We start from the raw sequence: 20,005 nt of genomic DNA on the forward strand, positions 1-20,005 counted from the left end.
CAGATTAATCGAGCTGCCTTTTGAGGTAGCTTTTTTGTTTGTCACCATTTTCCGCTCCAGTTGGAAGGTGTTTTTGACGTCAAAAAAACCTAACCAACTGGTTGAGGTAAGGATACGCTATAAAATTTAGTTTGTGAATAGCTCGTGAGCTTATGAATTAATTTCGTTATTAAAAAAATTATTTAACAAAATTAATTTTAAAGTATGTGTCAAGTGAAGTCGACATAATAATAAAATATTGTTGCTATTCTATTTGAAAAGACTTGTTTCTTCTGCATAGGAATAATAAGTATCCTGGCCTACAACTATGTGGTCAAGCATTGGAATACCCAGAATACTTGAAGCTTGAATAAGTCGAGAAGTAAAATCATCATCATTTTGACTAGGGGTAGGATCACCACTCGGATGATTATGAGAGACAATGAAGCGAACAGCGTTATCAATAGCTGCTTGTCTGAATATATCTCTAGGATGAGCCACACCTTGATTAAGCGAACCTTTAAAAAGGGTGTGCTGTTTAATGATTTGATTTTTTGTGTCTAATGTAATTAGTAACAAGTTTTCTTAGGGATAGCTTGCCATTTCAATCATTAATCGTTCCGCTATTTCAACTGATGAAGAGACCTTATTTCCTTTTGTAGCAGTGCTTAAACAAAAGCGACGACACAGCTCGAACATTGCTTGTGTTTGAAGCGCATTCGGTTCATCCAGTTCATCGATTAGCCATCTGACTTCGTTAATACTCTCAATTTTTCCAATCAAGTTAGTAGCTTTGATAGCTGAGACATTGAATGCTAATTCAATAAATTCTTGATTAGACAGAAATTCAGCAGATGCAGCAAGTAAATGAGTTTTAGCATTAACTGTTTCATAGGGATAAGTTTGTTCTTTAATTTGACATGTGAATAACCTCCTAATAAATTTTATTCGAATTATTATTTGGCACGAACTTGCTGAGTACTTTTTAACATTATCAGGATATAAAATCCATCAATTTAGGTGATAATACAAGTATAAATTTGTTGTTAATGCTTGTTCTATGGAACGATATAACAAGTACATAATCTCAGTTATTAATTGCATGAAAGTACTTATTTATTCGTTTCAAGGGATTGGGATATCGTTTACGTATAACCATTAAATTTAATAAATAGGAGAATTTCAACAATTATGATTTTTAGGGAAAAACATTTGTAACCGTATACTATTAATTTTTATTTGTTTTATAAATTTAAATAGTGTATGTGATAAAGACTGATATCACAATGGATTAGAATTATATTTGATAGTCAATTCAGTAGTTTAGATGTGTTTTTAAAAAATTAAATAAGTATTAATTCTTCCGTTAGCTTTTATATTTCTAATTCTAAATAAAACAACCGTTTCTTAGGCAATTTGGCAGTCCCTTTATGATATAATTAACTTACATGTCTTTATTTTAATTGAATTTGTTAAATTAAAGAAAATATTGTTAAAGGGAAGTGTAAGAATGATAAGAGATAATCAAAAAATTAACAAAACAATAAAATCAAATTCTGCATTTTTGAATGAACTAAGTCAAAAATTACCAGATTTTTTTACAAGTAGTAAATTAGATGAAGAAGGTAACATCATTGAACGGGCAAAATTTGATATGGAAAAATTTAATAACGCTTTAAAGGAGCAAAATATTGAAGAATTGTCTAGTGGTTATCGATTAGATTTTATTGGTAAAAATTACGCTAAGAAGCAAGCTGGGGAACAACCGATAACTGTTATTGTCCCCGATAAAGCACATAACCAAAAGGAAGCAAATATAAACAGTAATAACTTATTTTTTACGGGAGATAATTTAGAGGTGTTACGTCATTTACAACAAAATTATGCGAATAGTGTTGATTTTATTTATATTGACCCTCCATATAATACGGGGTCAGACGGTTTTGTCTATCCAGATAAGTTTGAGTATACAGATGATCAGTTGCAAAGTATGTTTGCATTAAATGATGAAGAACTAAAACGTCTAAAAAGTATTCAAGGTAAATCTAATCACAGTGCTTGGCTGACTTTTATGTATCCAAGATTGTATTTAGCGAAAAAATTATTAAAGGATACTGGTGTTATCTTTGTATCAATTGATGATAACGAGCAAGCTAATCTGAAGTTAATGATGGATGATGTTTTTGGTGAAGGAAGCTTTGTCGCGGATATCATTTGGGAAAGAGCTTATGCGCCAGTTAATTTAAAAAAACATTTTTCTGAGAGCCATGACTATTTAATGGTCTACGCAAAAAATGAACCAAAATTAGTATCTAATGGTTTACCACGGTCAGATGAGGCAAATGAACGTTATTTGAATCCAGATAATGATCCAAGAGGGGCATGGCAGTCAGATAATTTCTCTGTTGGGCCAGCAGTTCAAAAAAATATTTATGAGATAGAATTGCAGTCTGGGAGAAAGGTTAATCCACCAAGTGGCCGTAGTTGGTTGCTTTCAAAGGAACGATTTGATGAATATGTCAAGGATAACAGAATTTGGTTTGGTAATGATGGAGATGGTGTTCCACGTATAAAACGTTTTTTGTCAGAGGTTAGAAATACATCAGTGCCAATGACAATTTGGAAGTATAAAGAGGTAGGGCACTCTCAATCAGCAAGCCAAGATTTAAAAAAATTATTTGATGGAAAGGCGTACTTTTCCTACCCGAAGCCGGTCGGTTTAATTAAAAGAATATTGCAACTCTACACACAAAATAACAGCATCATTCTCGACTTCTTTGCGGGTTCTTCAACAACCGCTGAAGCAGTTATGCAGCTTAATGTTGAAGATGATAAAAATAGACAATATATAATGTGTACGTTACCTGAGCCCACTTATATAGTAAACGCAGATGGTTCAGAAATACCAACTAAAGGTGGAGAAGAGGCCTATAGAGATGGCTATAAGTCAATTGATCAAATTTCCCGAGAGAGAATTATTCGCGCTACACGAAAAATAAAAATGGAGAATCCGCTAGCAGTTGAAGCACAAGATTTGGGTTTTAAGCATTATCGAGTGGTTTCTGTTAATCAAGAATCCCTAGAAAAAATTAATTATCATGATAATTTACAGTTAGACATGTTTGACGATATGATTAGTTTATTTTCAAGTGAAAAACTTGGTGTCGAAGGTAATGCTGATGGTGTTGATACTATTTTGCAAACATATCTTGTTAAGGACAATTACAAATTTGATGTTTCAGTTGAAATGATTAATTTTTCAGGAATTGAATTACCTTATGTGAATAATCAAAGAATTTACATTATTAGTAATAATTGGAAAGCAGAAAATACTAAAGCGTTAGTAAATGCTATCGGAACAAATGAAATTACTGTTCAAACAATTGTTATTTATGGATATACCATTGAAATGGAAAGTTTACGAGAATTAGAAATTGCATTAAGTCAGTTAGAAAATAAAGTTAATCTTCAGGTGAGATACTAGGAGGTAGAAAGTCTATGAAAATTTTATTAGAAGAGCTACCTCATCAGTTGGAGGCGCTCCAAGCACTTGATACTGCATTTTATGGAGTGGATAAATCAACAAAAAACCCAGATGGCAACTACGTCTATGCTAACCCTATTATTAAAGGGCGTGGAAATGATAATACAAATATTGATATTAAAATGGAGACAGGAACTGGGAAAACCTATGTGGGTGTACGTGCTATGTATGATTTACACCAAAAATATGGTTTGTTTAAGTTTATTGTAGTAGTACCCACTCCAGCTATTAAAGAAGGTTGGAAAAGTTTTATTCAAGCCGATTATGCAAAACAGCACTTTTCACAATTTTATGAAAACACTCAAATAAATCTAAATATTATCAACTCAGGCGATTTTAATAGCAAAAAGGGCTTGTTGCCAGCTCATTTAGTAGAGTTTATTGAAGGTGATCGATTGAATTCTTCAACAATTCAAGTATTGCTAATAAACGCTTCTATGTTGAATTCTGATAATATGAAAGGAATTATTACACGTGGGAAAAATAAAGGTCAAGAACGTTTTAATCAGACGTTACTTTCAGGTTTTACTAAGCCGCTAGACGCGATTCAAGCGACGCGTCCTATAGTTCTTGTTGATGAACCACATAGGTTTCCGCGAGATGGTGAATTCTATAAGTCTATTCAAAGTACTAATCCGCAAATGATTATTCGCTTTGGGGCAACTTTCCCAGATAAAAAAATAGGAACAGGACGGAATGCTAAAGTTGTTAAAGATTATTATCGGAATCAACCTCAATTTAATTTAAACGCGGTATCTTCTTTTAATAACGGTTTGGTTAAAGGTATTGATATCCACTATCCGAACGTAACAGAATCTGAATCAAAGGAAAGATATGTAGTTGAATCAGTCAATAACAAAAAATTAGTTTTGAAACACGGTTCAAAGATAAATACCTATGCTAATGGTGATGTACTTCATTTTGATGGTGATATATATTATGAAGGGGCTAAGATGCTGTCAAACGGTTTGGAGTTGGAAAAAGGGATGGTCTTTTTACCAGCAACAATGACTAGTTCGTATCAGGAATTAATCATTAGAGCTGCCATTGATAAACATTTTGAAGCCGAAATCTATAATTTTTTACGTGAAAATGAACACCAAGCGAAAGTGAAAACTCTGTCTCTGTTCTTTATTGATTCAATCAAGTCGTATAGAGATGAAGATGGATGGCTCAAAGTAGTTTTTGAAAAATTACTAAAGAAAAAAGTGGAGTCACTTATTCGTGAATTTCGTTTAAAGAAATTACCTCGAGAGCAGGAGTACCTTTCATTTTTACAAGTAACGTTATCGAATTTAACCAAAGATGTTCATGCAGGTTATTTCGGTGAAGATCGTGGGAGTGGTGATGAGGCGATTCAGGCTGAAGTTGATGATATTTTACGTAATAAAGAAAAGCTGCTCTCATTTAAAGATGAAAAAGGTAAGTGGCAGACACGCCGTTTCCTATTTTCAAAATGGACACTACGAGAAGGGTGGGATAATCCTAATGTTTTCGTAATTGCTAAGCTCCGTACATCAGGAAGTGAAAACTCAAAAATTCAAGAAGTCGGCAGAGGATTGCGCTTACCTGTAGATGAAAATGGACATCGTCTTGTACAGGAGGAGCTACCAAGTAGATTACGTTTCTTAATAGGCTATGATGAAAAAGATTTTGCTAACAAACTAGTTAATGATGTTAATGATGATGCACTTGTTAAATTAGATGAAACAAAGCTAACAGAATCAATGATTGAGTTGCTTATTGAAAAAGTTGATAACCTTGATGAAGAGACATTGCTTGAACAGTTAGATAATGAGGGAATAATTAAGCGTAATAATGATTTCAAAGAGGGAGGATTCGAAAAACTAATCGAACTCTATCCTGTGTTAATTGAGACTAATCGAGTGAAGAAAGATAAAATAACGACCGGTGGACCAAATACCAAACAAAGAATCAAGTTGAATAAAGAAAACTGGAACAAAATGCGAAAATTATGGGAGCAATTTGCTAATCGTTATATGCTTGAGTTTGAACGACTTAATAAAGACTCACTACAATTAATGATAGATGAAATGATTATGAATAAGGAAAATTTTGTTCTCCAGTATCCTGAATTTACTTTAAATGAATTATACTACAATGATGAACAGGGAGAGATGAGAGTTAGGGAACAAGTATCAAATTATGAAAATCGACAACCAATTGAAGGCATGGTTTATGGTGAATTCTTGTTGCGACTTACAAGATCTACAAAGTTAAAACCTTCGCAAGTACACAGAAGTCTAGTGAGAACTTTAAATGAAGAATATAGTGGTGATACTAGATTTTTAAATGAAATCACTCTTAATAATTTGAATCGTGATTTTAAGCGACGTTTTGAAGAACGCTATGCGCAAAGTTATCATTATCAATCATTAGATTTTCAGGCGAGTACCTCTGTATTTGACATAACCTTAAATGATTTTAAGGAAGATATTTTAGCAACAGTAATTGGTGTGAATGAGGATAATGACATCCGTGATGATGGTCGTCAATTATATGATCTCCCACCTCTACGCTATGACTCTGCTTATCCTGAAAAAGCATTATTAAAACGTGGCTATGAATCCAGCGTAGTTTCATTCGGAAAGCTGCCTAAAAGAGCAATCCAAGTGCCAAAATATATGGGTGGAACTACTACACCGGATTTTGTCTATATCGTAGAACGTGAAGATGAAGCCCATGTATATTTATTAGTAGAGACAAAGGCTGAGGGAGCTAGCAAGCGTTTAAGCGATGAACAGGTTATTGCTATCCAAGATAAGTTTTTTGGTCAACTAAAAGAGTTTGGCGTTGAATACAAAGAAGCTACTACACCAGAAGACGTTTATTCAAAATTAAGAAAGGTGGTAAAAGCAAGTGAGTAAGCCATTAGTAGCTTTAGTGAAGTCAGGAGAAATTGCGAGTACTGGAGCAAAACCCAAACTACCAACTACGATTCCCAACTTAACTGACACAATGCTTGATGTGTATCGGATTCCGCTGAAATATTTATATTATAATGATGAAAATGGTCGAATATCAACACAAATAAAACGTGAAATTGGTAGTTTATCTCCTAGTAGTGATGAGTTCAGTACAGAATATAATAATAAAATCGCTAATTTTATTGAAGAAGACAACCCCTCCGCTTTAAAGAAAACGAAAAAATCGATCAAAGAAAAAGGACAACAAGTCTATGGGTATGTTTTGCAAGATGGGCGAATTATTGATGGTAATAGACGTTTTACTGCGCTTAGACAACTACAGCTTGAGACAGGAGCTACACAATATTTTGAAGCAGTAGTTTTACCATTTACTTATGATGCTAAAGCTGACCGTGCTCAAATTAAAAGATTAGAGTTAGCAATCCAAATGGGTATTGAGGAAAAATTACAGTATGATCCAGTAGATTTGGCTGTAGACGCCTATAAAACAATTATTTATAACGAACTAATGAGCACAAAAGATTACTCAGTAGAGGCGAATCTTAATGTTAAGGATTTAGAAAATAGAATTGCGACAGTAGATTTAATTCATGATTTTCTTCTTTTTATAAATAGTTCACCAGAAAATTACCATATTATTAAAGACCTTAAGATTTATACTCATTTGTACGAATTATCTAAAAAGTTGAATCGTTTATATCCAAATAAAGGACCTAATTATGAGCAAACCAAAGAGTCTATATTTACTTTTTTAAGTAAGACTTTTCTGACCGGAGGAGACACACTTCGAGAAATGCGTGATTACTTAAAAGATATTGCAAACTCACCGATGAATAATGATTTTAATCATAAAATTGAAGAAGCAGTAGAAAGTTTTCGCGATAAATTAGATACTGAACCAATAAATACATCATCAGAGTACAGAAAGCGATTAGAAGAAGCAACTCCAGAATTACGCGAAATTAGTCAGACCTATAGTACAATTGTAAATCATCAGAATCGGGGGAAAAATGTAGATAGTTTTATTTTAGATATAAAAGAAACATCTAATACTCTAATTGATATGAAGCGTGGAGACGGTCTAACTGGTAATTTGCATTTTAATAATTTTAGTAAAGATCAAATTGTAGAAATTCGAGATATACTCGTGAAAATCAATCTTATCAGTGGAGATTTAATTGAGGTATATGAGGATGAACTATAACCCGAAATTGATTGACGAAAATGGCGTGTTTAAACTAGTAGATAGCCAGGATGGGGTTTTAAAAAAAAGAAAAGTGATTCGTTTATTAGAGCGGTATCACTCATATTTTGAAAACTTTAATAATTTAGAACTTTCGGCTGACTTAAACTATGTTCAATTGGCAGAGTTTATTCAAAAATTGAATAATAAAATGGATTGTTTGCTAGACGTTGATGAATCAATTAAATTATTTATAACTGAATCTGAGTATGCGATTGCTGAGCAACGAATCGCTGGGCTTACTATTAAAGATTATGACAACCGTTGGAATGAGGAGTTGAACAATTTTAAAGCGATTATTGACGAAGAGATTAGTCGTCCATTGAAACCACAGCAAGTGCAAGCTAGCTTCTATTTTGGAAAAATGAGACGTGCTGCAAATTTTAGTGTGCCAGGCGCTGGTAAAACCGCTATGACGTATGGTGCTTTTGCATATTTAAGTTCTACTAAAATGAATGAAGTAGATAAACTTTTAGTGATTTCACCAATTAACGCATTTGAAGCTTGGAAAACTGAATTTTCTGAAGTGTTTGGTGAAAAGCGCAAACTTCATTACATGAATTTAAAGGATTTTGATAATTCGGGAGATATTAGAATAGAGTGGGGTGCAGCTAATGTAATTGTTCTAAACTATGAATCCTTATCAGGATGGAAGCTATCTGTATTGAACGAACTTATCAATGAAAATACGATGATTGTTTTTGATGAAGTCCACCGCGTAAAAAATCCAATTGGAGAGAGAGCTAAAAATGCGCTGGAACTCGGACCGCAAGCTCATTATAATTTTGTCTTAACAGGAACGCCTATACCCAATTCTTATGAAGATATATACAATTTTTTACATCTTCTCTACCGTAATGAGTATGATTCTTTTTTTGGTTGGAGTATTTCCGATTTGAAGTACGCTAATCCGACTGAGATAAATGAAAAATTGCAACCTTTTTTTTGGAGAACAAATAAAAAGGATTTGAAAATTCCAACAGCTGATCCTGATAATATAATCGCTGTCAACCCAAGTATAGAGCAGGATGAGTTAGTAGAAACTATTCATGAAATTGAACAAAATGTACTAGGAAGATATATTCGATTGTTACAAGCATCTACTAATCCTGAGTTATTAGCAGAAGACTTTGATGTAAGCGACCTTGGTCTACTTTTTGATGAAGTTGGCTATACTGTTTCTTCTGCGCTAGATGATGAAGAAATTAAAATGGCTAAGCAGAAACTTTATCTGGATTTAGGTGTTTCAAACATGAGAACACCTAAATTTGATAAGGGAATGGAGCTAATCCGAAAACTTGTTTCAGAAGGGAAAAAGGTCATTGTCTGGGGAATGTTTGTTGGTACAATGAAAAAGATTCATACTGAATTAAACCAGACTGGAATCTATGCTAATTTAGTTTATGGACAAACCCCAAAAGAGGATCGAGTCAATCTAATAAATGATTTTAGAGATGGAAATATCCCAGTTTTGATTTCTAATCCGGCTACTTTGGGTGAATCTATTTCATTACACCAGACAGTACACGATGCTGTTTATTTTGAATATAATTTTAATTTAACTTTCATGCTTCAGTCAAGAGATCGAATTCACCGTTTAGGCCTTCCTGATGATCAATATACTCGTTATTATTATTTGATGAGTGAGGGAAGTAAGTCACGGGGAGGACTTATTGATAGATTGGTTTATGAAAGGTTGAAAGAAAAAGAAGTAGTAATGATGCAGGCGATTGATGGTGAAAATTTATTACCTGAAATTACAGATGATTATTTAGAAGATGTAAAAAAAATTATTTCTGCACGATAATGGGAGTCATTGTTTTAAATGTTGTTTCAAATGGAAACCTTGCTAAAAATCTAGAAACTAATCCCCCAACTAGCACCAATCCCAAAAAACGTCAAAAATTTATGGGATTACTTGGAACTATAAATGTTGATACAATTGTGTTTGGAATCTGTTGGAACATGTAGAAAACACTGTCCCTTTACTGGAAAGATAAACTAGGTTCAGCAGAAGATAGAAAACGTTGGGGCGATTTTACAGGGTATCTCTTGTGTATTGAAAAGATTAGAGCAAGAGAAAGAGAATATAGTAATATCTAAAGCACTCTCCAAATCTGGAGCGTGTTTTTTTGTGAATGTAATAAACATATGCATTTTTCTACTTCTTAACTGTATAACGTTTTTGAAAAATCTCTTTATGTATCAACATGAAAATAATATAAACATCCTTCGAAATTTGTTAGAATGTATTAAAAGACAATTTATTATATTTTATTGAAAGAGGTGGCTTAATGATGACATTAGATAAGTTCATTGAAAAAAGGCTGAAAGATGACAAGAAAAATTTGCTTGATTTAGATAAGAAAGAAAACAATCTGCAAGACTGTGTTAACTACATTTTTGAGTATTTTAATACCTACATCAATATCGATGAAAGCCGACGTCTGCAAATTGAAAATGATGAAAAAATTGAGAAGTACTATTGGCAAATAGAAAAATATTCCACTGAAGTTCAAAATTGGTTCATTGAAGTATACTCCAAATATAACAAAAAGATGAATCAACAAATCCCAAAATTACTAAAGGATATAGATGTATTCTTATTGACAAATTCGTCAGAAAGTTTTAGAAAATATTCGTACAAATGTTATTCACAACTAATTAAAAAATATCCATTTATGGAAAATTATACAGAGTAACTTTACGAATTTATTCTTGATGAACATAGAATTTTGAGTAATAATTATCAACTCAACCAAGAAAATGAAACTAGCTTTAATGAAAAAATTGATAAGTATATAATAGCTACTGCTGATAAGTATAAAGTTAACCTGCTTGCATGGGCTGAAGTGTATTCAGATAACTTTTTTGGATATGAACATATGTGGCCAGTTGGAGCATGTGACATTGAGGAATACGGAAAGTCATATAATCCGATGAAAGCAAAGAAAAATAAATTTAATATTGATAATATTTACTCTCAAATTTCAACTTTACCCTATATTAAAGGAAGAAAGAAGATTTTAGAAATATTGGTAATGTACTATTGGCAAAAAAGTATTTCTCCAGTAAGTGATGAACTCTATGAAGACTATATGAAGCAAGCGTGTGATTCAATATGAAAATAGAAGAATATATTAAACTTAGGAAAAAACATGATGGCTTTGATGAAACACACTGGAAAAATAAAGAGGAAAATATCCATAAATTGATAGACTATATATTTGATTACTATAAGCTTTTGGAAGAAGATCAAAGTTCAAGGAAAAGCCAAACGACAGAGTTAAGGCGAAATGTTAATTACTAATACGAAATTGAATTATACAGCGAAGACACTCAAAGATGGCTCATAAATATTTTCACAAAATATGATGTTAAAATGAACCGACAAATAACTAAAATACTTGATAGTACGGATTTTTTCCTGTTAATCTCAGACACAAAGGATTGGGAAAGGTTGTCATATGATTTGTATACAAAAATGATTGGCAAATACAAGATTCTGAGTGATTATCCATTTGAGTTGTTAGCTTTTGCTAAAGAATACTATAAAATATGTGATAAAAATTGTGGACTATCAATTTCGCAATACAAACTATCGCAAAAATCCAAGAAGTTTATTAAAGATCTTTATTCAGATTACGGGATTAACCTAGTTGCATGGGCTAAATTTTACTTGGAATATTTTTATAGTAGTGTGGTACTATGGCCGCCTTCTCATAGAATCATGATTGAAGAAGATGGAAAGAAAACATATCAATATAATTTAAATGTGACTAGAAATATCTTTAACATCGGCAGTGTACTGGATAAAATCTCTGAAGAAAATGGTGCTTCTGAGCAATTGAAAAAGAATAAAAAAGTATTAGTAGAGCTAATGAAAGAGATACTTAGTAACAGTGGGACATAATCAAAGAATATATGCTCACACAGAAATAATTCAGTCAATTAAAGAAGTTTTTGTGGGAAATTTACAAAAACAAAGTGATTGGTCAAATGGTTGGTTATCCAACTGAGGAACGTATTGAAGATTATTTTTATGAGTTGCGAGATAAAATAATTGCGGAATACATTAGAGTGCAAATCGCAAAGAAAGTCGAAGCTAAAGCATCTGATTTTGATGGTCAAAGAAAGAATGAGATTGTTACAGTAATATTCGCTGACTTACTTAGCCTTTTTTCAAAATGCCAAAGATTTAGATTCGTTTAGTGATGACGTGACATAATAGGCAGTGGATGGATACCCGTAAGAAAACCCATTGGGTGATACCGCAAAATTTAATGATTATTATTTGGCAGGGAAGATTATCTACTTACTGGCGTATAAACAAGTTAGTGTCGAGCTAATTAATCTTTAACGAAGCAACTGACCAAACAAGCTTTTAAAACGCAAATTGGGGAAGAGGAGGTTATTAAACTTGTTCAATAGTTGCAATTGAGATTGATTAAATTATATAAGCGAATTTCAGAGGAAACAAATACAAAAGTGATTTGAGGGTGGAGCAGGCCCTAAGCCTGATAATAGAACAAAGGTGGATTATTGTGTTACGTAATAATTAAAAATTTTAGATGATTAAAAAGTAAAAAAAAATGAAACTAAAGAAGGAGTGATAAAAGTGTATGATTGCTCAAAAGAATTTAAAAAATTTTACCGAACAGAGGTTGTACTTCTAGCAAAAGAACAAAATGAATTAAGAGAAAAACGAAGATTGAATATAAAGAGGTTGAAAGAAGGGCTATCTGAGTACAACGAAGAAAAGAAAACAGAGTATAAAATTTCGGAGGAAAGAATTCAAGGTAGTATGGCTATGCATACAATCACCCAAAATGATGAAAACGATTATGATATAGACGTTGGTATAGTGTTTGAATCAGACAATTTGAATGTGGAAGGCCCTCTTGCTACAAGAAATATGGTGGCAAATGCGCTAGAAAGAAAGACTAAACTATTTGCAGAAGAACCTGATGTAAAAACAAGTTGTGTTAGGTTAAAGTATACATCTGTAGGTTATCATGTGGATTTTGCAGTGTTCAAAAGATACAAAGAGCATTCATGGGACGATGAGTATACTTATGAACATGCAGGATCAGAATGGACAGTTAGGCATATAAAAGCTCTAGAAGAATGGTTTAATAACGAAATAAAGAATCTAGGAGATGATTTAAGAAAAGTTACAAGACTATCAAAAATGTTCTGCAAATCAAGAAGTACTTGGAAAAATATGCCGAGTGGTTTGATTCAGACGATTTTATGTGATGAAAAATTCACATCAAATTACACTCGATTAGATGAATTATTCTATTACACAATGAAGTCGATCGTGAGTCGTTTGAATATTTATTTGGAGGTTGTAGCTCCTGTTGACAATGGAAGAGCGTTGGTAAATAGAGAAGTTGACTATCAAAGAATGAAAAATTGGAGGAATCGTCTTGAATCTAATCTACATAATTTAGAAGTGTTATTTGATTCAGAATGTACTTATACGGATGCAATAAATGCTTGGGGAAATTTTTTTAATCACTCTTATTGGGAAGAGTTAGAACTATCTGCCGTCAATAAAAAATTTAATGTAAACAAATTATACAATTTCAATGAAACTGAAGAATTCATTGAAGATTTATTTCCTATCTATGAGCAGTATGATGTAAGTATCGATTGCAAAGTTTCGGGTAATGGATTTTCAGTAATGCCAATTTTAGAGTATTTAGATAAATTTGCACCGCGTTTAAAAAAATGTATCCCTCATAATTTTTCTATTAAATGTAAAATAGAAAGTACAAACTGTCCATCGTACGATAAGGTTTTATGGAAAGTTTTGAATGTGGGAACTGAAGCTGAACGACGTAATGATATTCGTGGTCAAATCCAAGATCGAGGTAACGAAATAACAGAGAATTCAAATTTTTTTGGTGAACATTATATTGAATGTTATTTGATAAAAAATGGTATTTGTGTGGCAATTGGTCATGTAAATGTTCCAATCGGAGGTAATTGATTGAGAGAGAATCATTACAAAAAGAAAATATTGAAAATGGTCTTCTTACTGATTAGCATGGCTATGAGCGTATGGGGGATAGCTTATTTTGAAACAAAAGAGAATTCTATTGGAGCAGCTTTGGGAGGGGCACTTGCAGGATATCTACTTCCATATCTTCTCACAAGTATTGTTGATTTGACTGATAATAGAAGTTGGAAATCATCTCAGCGTAAATTATTAAGAGCGCATTTATTACAAAATGATACGATTATTAGAGTTTCATTTGCATACTTGTTTAGAATAAAAGTTGATGGTCAATATTTTTTAATACAAAATATTAGAACTAAAAAATATCAACCAGTTGGTGGAGCTTATAAATTTAAACAAGAAGAAGCAAATTTTTTAGCAGATCATATTCCAGTTGAAAATGATGATCGAATACCAATAGATAAAATTACGAAGCGAGACTACAGATTATTAGTTAAAAATAAAGACCTAAGAAAATTTGTTAAAAGATTTGATAAAACGTTGCATAGAGAAAATATAAATGATCTAAGTAGAGAATTCTGTGAAGAACTTTTTTCCACAAATATTTTAGATAAAAATATTTTTGGTGAATTAACATATAAATATTGTGGAAGGCATATGACAAATGTCGAATATGGTAATGTGTTTAACCATTATGAGCTACTCTTAGCAGATATTATTGATGTTCAGTTGTCAGCCGAACAAGAAGAGTTATTCAGAGTCCTTATGGAGAAAGAGAGTATAAAATATCGTTTTGCAAAACCTGATGAAATTAAATCATATGGGGTTGGCTATGGAACCAATAAACTTACAGATGATATTGCTAACCATACACCTAAAATTCTTAGTGAAAACACCGATGAGTTGATTTTGAGAAACATGCATAAAGAGGTAGTCACTGTTCAGATTTAATGGGTAGTGATTACCTCATAATATTATTGGTTTATGATGCTTCAAATAAGTTATCTATTTTTACTCAATTTTGAAGTATGTAATCCAATGGAAAATAAAACAACCATATCCAAGATCCATTGTTATTGATTTAAAAGCACAGAATTATTTTTATCTTTTAGCAAAGATAAATTGAAATTATATAAAATCGTTAAATGATTTATAATTCCAATACGGAATGAATTAGACAAAAATAAATAAAGGAAAAACCTCTAATTATCACAAGGATAGTCAGAGGTCTTTTTGGTAGGGAAAATGGTAGGGAACCATATCATTTTTAATGAAAATCAAGCATTTCATAAGTTGAAAAACGTTGATTTATCGGCATTCCCCATCCTTATTATGTTGGCTCTTTATTCCCACTCTAACCAATCCGCTAGGGCTTAAATGCAAGCGAGTATTGGCATGAGTATGCATCATATTTTATTTGGTCACACTCAGAGTTACAATATAATTTTAACGTGTATAAATACAGCTTAGTATATCTGTTTAAACTGTTGTTACAAAATAATTTAAGCTGAATTATGTTTCATAGTGTAGGTTACACAGAGTGCTACCGTTGCTAAAAAATAAGAATGCAAGTAGTTATACTTAAAAATAATTGTCAGATTTGTTAGTTCTAAATCATCAAACAATTATATGAAGTCTTCTTTCCTATATGAAAACATATATGAATAGTTCTCATACCCTATATTAATTGGTAAATCTCGGTCTTTAATTCTGGAAAAATGTATTTTTTGAATGAATTTTGTTTCAATTATATCTTTTATCATTAATTCTGCTTGGACATCTGTTGTATAGTTGTCAGGTAAAATAGCTTTTCTATTTTGGCTTGAAAATAATGAATCCCAAGCATCTTTGGTTTGATATAGGCGTTCATTTTGACCATAAAATTCTGAACAAGCCGCATTTGTATAGAAAAACAAGCAATTTTTTGATAATATAACATCAGGCGATATCTCAAGTACAACAAATTGGTCGTTTGGATTTTCACATCTACACTTATAAAACATTTTATTATTTGGAAATGAAATAGATAAAGAGATATAATCGTGTCTGTTGTCGTATCTATAAGAATCATTAAAAAAATATTCTTTTTTCTCTGACCGTAACAGATTTATAGACTTTAAACCATTTTCTAAAATACTATTTAAATTCTTCTCGTTTGTAAAATGCAAAATTTTATTAATGTTTCTAACATTAATATCATTCTCTATATAAGATAATACAGAAGGTGAAAGCATTAGATACACCGCCATTTCATGATATACTTAATTAATCTTTAAATACATTATAAAGGAGATGTATCATGGCTTCAAGAACTGTTTTTTTTGTTGACAAAGAAACCTTATTTTATAAAAATATTGATGTAACATTTGAATGGTTTCCTGGATTTGCAAAAATACAAAAGCAAAAATCAATTGCTAGTTTACATGAAAATTATATTAAGACATTTCCAGGATATAAAATTTTAGAAGTTTCTAGCTATTCAAGAGATGATTTAGGAGTAAGTCTTAGCGCCTTTAATCTAAGTTTAAAGACAAAAAAAGGAATTACTATTAGTGTTGAACAAGCTTTTCAGTCAAGTAAAGTATTTAAACACAATGGAACTCAGGAAGAAACTATAATGCTTCCTCCGAGAGAAATAAAAAAGTATATCAGTGAAATCCATAAAAAAGATACATTAATAGAATTTAATTGTTTTGGAAATGTATTTCCATTAAATCCTAAAACTTTTTTTTATAACTGGTTATATATAAACACTTTAAATGAAAATAAAAAATTACAGAATGACTTAATGAAATATGATGCATTTACAGATATTGCTTTTTCAAAAAATAAAAGTGTTAATTCTCAAGCAGAAGCATGCTCTATTTTCATTTCTCTGGCTAGACGCAATTTGTTACAGGAAGCTTTAGTAAGTAAAGAATCTTTTTTAAAAATAGTTTATGGGAGCTCATTGGGAGATTTCGAAAAGAATAACATTCAGACGTCACTTTTTTAAAAAGAAGGAAGACTTAGTGATAAAAATATCGTTAAGTCTTCTTATTTGTATACATAAATCTAAGTGACTATTTAACAGAACCTCTTAAGTTTTGGTTCCCATTAAACTTAACATGATTCTCTGTAGAAGTTTGTATTTTGATATTTCCTGTAATATTCTCCGCAATTATTTCATCACGGTTAGGATAATAATGAGAATAATGTCTCAGGGTAATCTCAGGTCCTGAGTGACCTAATCTTTTACTTAACATAAGAATATCCACATTAAATTCATTGATTAAATACGAGGCATGAGAGTGTCTTAAACCCTTTGCTTGAATTCTATGAACTCCAGCCAGTCTTGAATAACGCTCAATAATTCGAGCAATTGTTGACTTCTGCATTGGCTTTCCATCATAGCTGAAAATGAATTTAGAGGTACATTGTTTTGATTGTCGTATCTTCCAATCTTTCAGAATTTGAAGTGTATCATCATCTAACGAAATAATTCGCTTTCCACTTTCTGTTTTTGTATAATCTTTTCTAACCCAAATATCTTTATTTTTGATTTCAAGCATATGTTGAATACTCAGTGTTCTCTTTTCAAAATCAATATCAGACCAATAGAGTGCGCAAGCTTCATTTACTCGAACACCAGTTGTAAAGTAGGTCCATAACATAATGAAATTCAAGTGTTGATAGTAATCATCAATACAAATTTGAGAAATGACCTTTTCAAATTCCTCTTTCGTCCAGAAAGGAACAGAAGCTTTCCCTTTTGGAATAGCTTTCATTTTCTTTGATACATTAGATTCTAAATAATCTAATTCAACAGCTCGGTCTAAGGTTTTCCGAAACATTCCAAAAGTCAGAGCGGCAGTGCTTTGAGCTAGACCTGCTCCATTATCTTCTTTTGGTGTCAGTAACCAAGTGCGATATTCTTGTACGTCAAGAGCGCTAATATCTTTCAGTGCCTTATGTCCGAATCTATCTCGTATTTTTTCGAGAGTTCCTTCGGCGCGTAAAAAAGTACTGGATTCAACATCAGTTTTATAAGAAGGGATATAGACTCGGTTCATAAATTCAGAAAATAGCATGTGGTTGTCATAGTTAAGCTTTACATCTTTTTCGGCTTCTTCTTTCAGCTCTTTGAGAAATTGCTGAGCTTCTTTGAGTGAGTAAATAGGTTTTTTGTCTTTTCCAACCATACGTTTAATGACAATTGACTTGCCTGTGTTCATATTCTTCCCAAATCTGAAATGAATAAAATATCTTTTTGGTGTAGCAGACGGGTCATATAAATAGATGCCGTTATAGCCTGTTGTTCTGTCAATTTTTTTCTTTGTCATAATAATCAGCTCCTTTAAGGCATTTTATCAAGCGAGAGATGAGGGTCAATGATTGTTTGAAATTCCTTTTTGTAGCGTTCATAGAATTGTTGGTGAGTCTCATAATTTTTTTCTGTTGGAAATCCTTTCTTGCGAGGAAACTTCTTCTGTCTCCATTTTTTCACTTGCTGAAAATCAAGAAGAGTGGACGGACTTAATTCAAATAATTCTTGGAACTCTGAACTAATTGAGAGAGCAGATAATGAGTGTTTCTGCTCTCTTCGAGTAATTTCTTTTGAAACATTTTTCCATAAATTAGACGACATTCTTATCATCTCCAAACAGGGCATTTATTGATTGAGTAAAATCTTCTTTTGATTTGAACGTGCTACCTTCTTGAGACCATTTATTTACAAATTTTTGGTTAGAAAGTGGTTCAAATTTAAGTGTATCTGGATTAAAGTACATTGGGGTAATGTACTCTTTTTCAAATTCTAATACATTAATTCGGCGAAAAAGCTGTTCGGCTTTATCTGGGTCATTAAAAGTTGCATCCAAAACTCGATTGGGACCATCTTTTTCGACTTCCAATACTCCCTCTGGATGTTTGATTTTTTGGTAGAAAAGATGAGGCGGATATGGTGTGGTAATAATTAATCGTTCGGCAACCAACTTCTTATCATAATAGCGACTACCAACAACATTATTAAAATTGAAAGGGTCAAGGAGCTTAAGAAGCTCATTGTAAGTAATTGTATCTGGACGAATTTCATCTAGTATCACCGTTTTTTCGCCATCGTAGTTAGCGAACATATCACGATTTGAGCCAGTAATAAAGCAATCACTAGAGAATTTTTCTTTTGCAAATCTTGTCTTACCAGTTCCAGTAGTGCCATAGAGATAAAAGGTTTCTATTTGCTTGTGTTGCTGGATCATTTCTTCTTTAAATTGTTCATAACGATTTTCGGCAATTAAAGCTTGGATATGTTTAATGATACTGCTGTTTTTTGCATATTCTAAAGGAGTCAATAAAGCTCTTAGCTGTTTTAAACTGATTTTTTCATGACCAAATTCTTCTAACAAAGTATTGATTTCAACTTTACGAGCAATAGTGATAGAGCCTCCAATCAATTCCAACCATTCTGGATAATTGAAATTGGCTTTCACATCATGTGGAGAATATTGATATTTTGCTTGTGACTCTGTTGTACGATGAGTAAGGTAAGACATCATATTGTTATAATTGTTTCTACCTTTTTTATTAAATACAGTAAAGTTTTGAGGGCGGTCACTAAGTTTATTAGATAGTGCCATAAGAGAACGAGGGTTCTCAAATTTCATTGCAATATGAAAGTGTGGTTCGGCAGTTGAGCCATCTGGACTTATGTCTTTATCATGCAAAATTATGGCTATACTCTCTACAGGTGTAAATAAGGTTTGAAAATATACTAGTAATTCATCACATGTTGTAGGAAGTCCTAAAGATTCTAGCCTATCAACCTGATTCGTATACATGATTGTCCTACTTTTGATTTGTTCCAACGGATTTTGTATCATGTTTTATTCCTCCTCAATGGAACAGAAGTGGAATTTTTCTGTTCCAGAATCTTTTTTGTTTAATTTCAAGTATTATTTGTTTTTTCACTGCTTTTTATCTATTTATGGAACAGTAATTATTGGCAACAATAACAAGCTCTGTTGCCTGATAATCCAATGTTTTTATAAATTTTGGAACAGGATTTTAAAAAATAAAGTTTTCATTCTCGTATCTTGTGAAAATGTATAGTTGAAGAGCCTGTTTATCTTTCTAATTAAAGCATTGATTGCTTACGCCTGTTTCTATCTACTAAGCTGGCTATAATTTTCAACGCATTTCCAGTAGCCATAACCTCTTAGCATCCACCTCGGATTCTTTTCACTAGTGAATTTGACAACAGTCACTACAAAGCTTGCCAGTTCCATCACGGAGGCCAAGGCCTCACTTTGATGGTGGCTGAGCTTCTAGTGACTGTAATGTCAAAC

Annotated in this window: 17 protein-coding genes; 12 read left to right on the plus strand and 5 right to left on the minus strand. The window is 32.2% G+C overall.

Annotation, left to right across the window (positions count from 1 at the left end; all coding sequences use genetic code 11):
* Window positions 1–249: 249 nt before the first annotated feature.
* Complete coding sequence (locus AC4BB7_RS01745; protein WP_490484205.1) at window positions 250–558, minus strand: JAB domain-containing protein; 309 nt, start codon at window positions 556–558, stop codon at window positions 250–252.
* 931 nt (window positions 559–1,489) lie between these two features.
* On the opposite strand from AC4BB7_RS01745, the gene AC4BB7_RS01750 reads away from it, so the two are divergent.
* The 11 genes from AC4BB7_RS01750 to AC4BB7_RS01800 all read left to right on the plus strand — a co-directional run bounded on the left by AC4BB7_RS01750 (window position 1,490) and on the right by AC4BB7_RS01800 (window position 14,633).
* Window positions 1,490–3,463, plus strand: coding sequence for a site-specific DNA-methyltransferase (locus tag AC4BB7_RS01750; RefSeq protein ID WP_490484206.1), 1,974 nt, complete (start codon window positions 1,490–1,492; stop codon window positions 3,461–3,463).
* Window positions 3,464–3,477: 14 nt separating this feature from the next.
* Window positions 3,478–6,411 (plus strand): type III restriction-modification system endonuclease, encoded by a 2,934-nt coding sequence (locus AC4BB7_RS01755; protein ID WP_490484207.1) that lies wholly within the window; start codon window positions 3,478–3,480, stop codon window positions 6,409–6,411.
* Window positions 6,404–7,675 carry a hypothetical protein gene (locus AC4BB7_RS01760; protein ID WP_490484208.1) on the plus strand — a complete coding sequence of 424 codons (1,272 nt, stop codon included), beginning with the start codon at window positions 6,404–6,406 and terminating at the stop codon, window positions 7,673–7,675. Before AC4BB7_RS01755 ends, AC4BB7_RS01760 begins: the two co-directional genes overlap by 8 nt.
* Entirely contained in the window at window positions 7,665–9,521 is a 1,857-nt protein-coding gene (locus AC4BB7_RS01765; protein ID WP_490484209.1) for a DEAD/DEAH box helicase, read from the plus strand. The genes AC4BB7_RS01760 and AC4BB7_RS01765 overlap by 11 nt, the downstream gene beginning before the upstream one ends.
* A gap of 487 nt (window positions 9,522–10,008) precedes the next feature.
* Entirely contained in the window at window positions 10,009–10,416 is a 408-nt protein-coding gene (locus AC4BB7_RS01770) for a hypothetical protein (RefSeq protein ID WP_490484210.1), read from the plus strand.
* A 33-nt stretch (window positions 10,417–10,449) separates the two neighbouring features.
* A complete protein-coding gene (locus AC4BB7_RS01775) occupies window positions 10,450–10,839 on the plus strand; it encodes a hypothetical protein (RefSeq protein ID WP_490484211.1) in 390 nt (129 codons plus the stop codon).
* The gene (locus tag AC4BB7_RS01780) at window positions 10,836–11,024 is read left to right on the plus strand and encodes a hypothetical protein (RefSeq protein ID WP_490484212.1); all 189 of its coding nucleotides are present in this window, start codon (window positions 10,836–10,838) and stop codon (window positions 11,022–11,024) included. Before AC4BB7_RS01775 ends, AC4BB7_RS01780 begins: the two co-directional genes overlap by 4 nt.
* 150 nt (window positions 11,025–11,174) lie before the next feature.
* Window positions 11,175–11,627 (plus strand): hypothetical protein, encoded by a 453-nt coding sequence (locus tag AC4BB7_RS01785; protein WP_490484213.1) that lies wholly within the window; start codon window positions 11,175–11,177, stop codon window positions 11,625–11,627.
* Window positions 11,628–11,713: 86 nt separating this feature from the next.
* Window positions 11,714–11,926 (plus strand): hypothetical protein, encoded by a 213-nt coding sequence (locus tag AC4BB7_RS01790; protein ID WP_490484214.1) that lies wholly within the window; start codon window positions 11,714–11,716, stop codon window positions 11,924–11,926.
* Window positions 11,927–12,332: 406 nt separating this feature from the next.
* Entirely contained in the window at window positions 12,333–13,712 is a 1,380-nt protein-coding gene (locus AC4BB7_RS01795; RefSeq protein WP_490484215.1) for a nucleotidyltransferase, read from the plus strand.
* Window positions 13,713–14,633, plus strand: a complete 921-nt coding sequence (locus AC4BB7_RS01800; RefSeq protein WP_490484216.1) for an SMODS-associated NUDIX domain-containing protein — start codon at window positions 13,713–13,715, stop codon at window positions 14,631–14,633. It abuts the gene before it with no gap.
* Window positions 14,634–15,307: 674 nt separating this feature from the next.
* Here AC4BB7_RS01800 and AC4BB7_RS01805 read toward each other — a convergent pair.
* Window positions 15,308–15,916: a DarT ssDNA thymidine ADP-ribosyltransferase family protein gene (locus tag AC4BB7_RS01805; protein WP_490484217.1), complete on the minus strand. Its 609-nt coding sequence runs from the start codon at window positions 15,914–15,916 to the stop codon at window positions 15,308–15,310.
* A gap of 65 nt (window positions 15,917–15,981) precedes the next feature.
* Here AC4BB7_RS01805 and AC4BB7_RS01810 point away from each other — a divergent pair, with 65 nt between their 5' ends.
* Window positions 15,982–16,677 (plus strand): DarT1-associated NADAR antitoxin family protein, encoded by a 696-nt coding sequence (locus AC4BB7_RS01810; RefSeq protein ID WP_490484218.1) that lies wholly within the window; start codon window positions 15,982–15,984, stop codon window positions 16,675–16,677.
* A 67-nt stretch (window positions 16,678–16,744) separates the two neighbouring features.
* On the opposite strand, the gene AC4BB7_RS01815 is transcribed toward AC4BB7_RS01810, so the two are convergent.
* The 3 genes from AC4BB7_RS01815 to AC4BB7_RS01825 are packed head-to-tail and all read right to left on the minus strand — an operon-like array spanning window position 16,745 to window position 19,540.
* On the minus strand, window positions 16,745–18,004 hold the full coding sequence (locus AC4BB7_RS01815) for a tyrosine-type recombinase/integrase (RefSeq protein WP_490484219.1): 1,260 nt from the start codon (window positions 18,002–18,004) through the stop codon (window positions 16,745–16,747).
* A 14-nt stretch (window positions 18,005–18,018) separates the two neighbouring features.
* Window positions 18,019–18,309 carry a hypothetical protein gene (locus tag AC4BB7_RS01820; RefSeq protein ID WP_490484220.1) on the minus strand — a complete coding sequence of 97 codons (291 nt, stop codon included), beginning with the start codon at window positions 18,307–18,309 and terminating at the stop codon, window positions 18,019–18,021.
* Window positions 18,299–19,540, minus strand: coding sequence for a Rep family protein (locus AC4BB7_RS01825; protein ID WP_490484221.1), 1,242 nt, complete (start codon window positions 19,538–19,540; stop codon window positions 18,299–18,301). The genes AC4BB7_RS01820 and AC4BB7_RS01825 overlap by 11 nt, the downstream gene beginning before the upstream one ends.
* Window positions 19,541–20,005: the final 465 nt, after the last annotated feature.

It is taken from the genome of Enterococcus sp. AAFC-DPL-5182, from assembly GCF_058216605.1.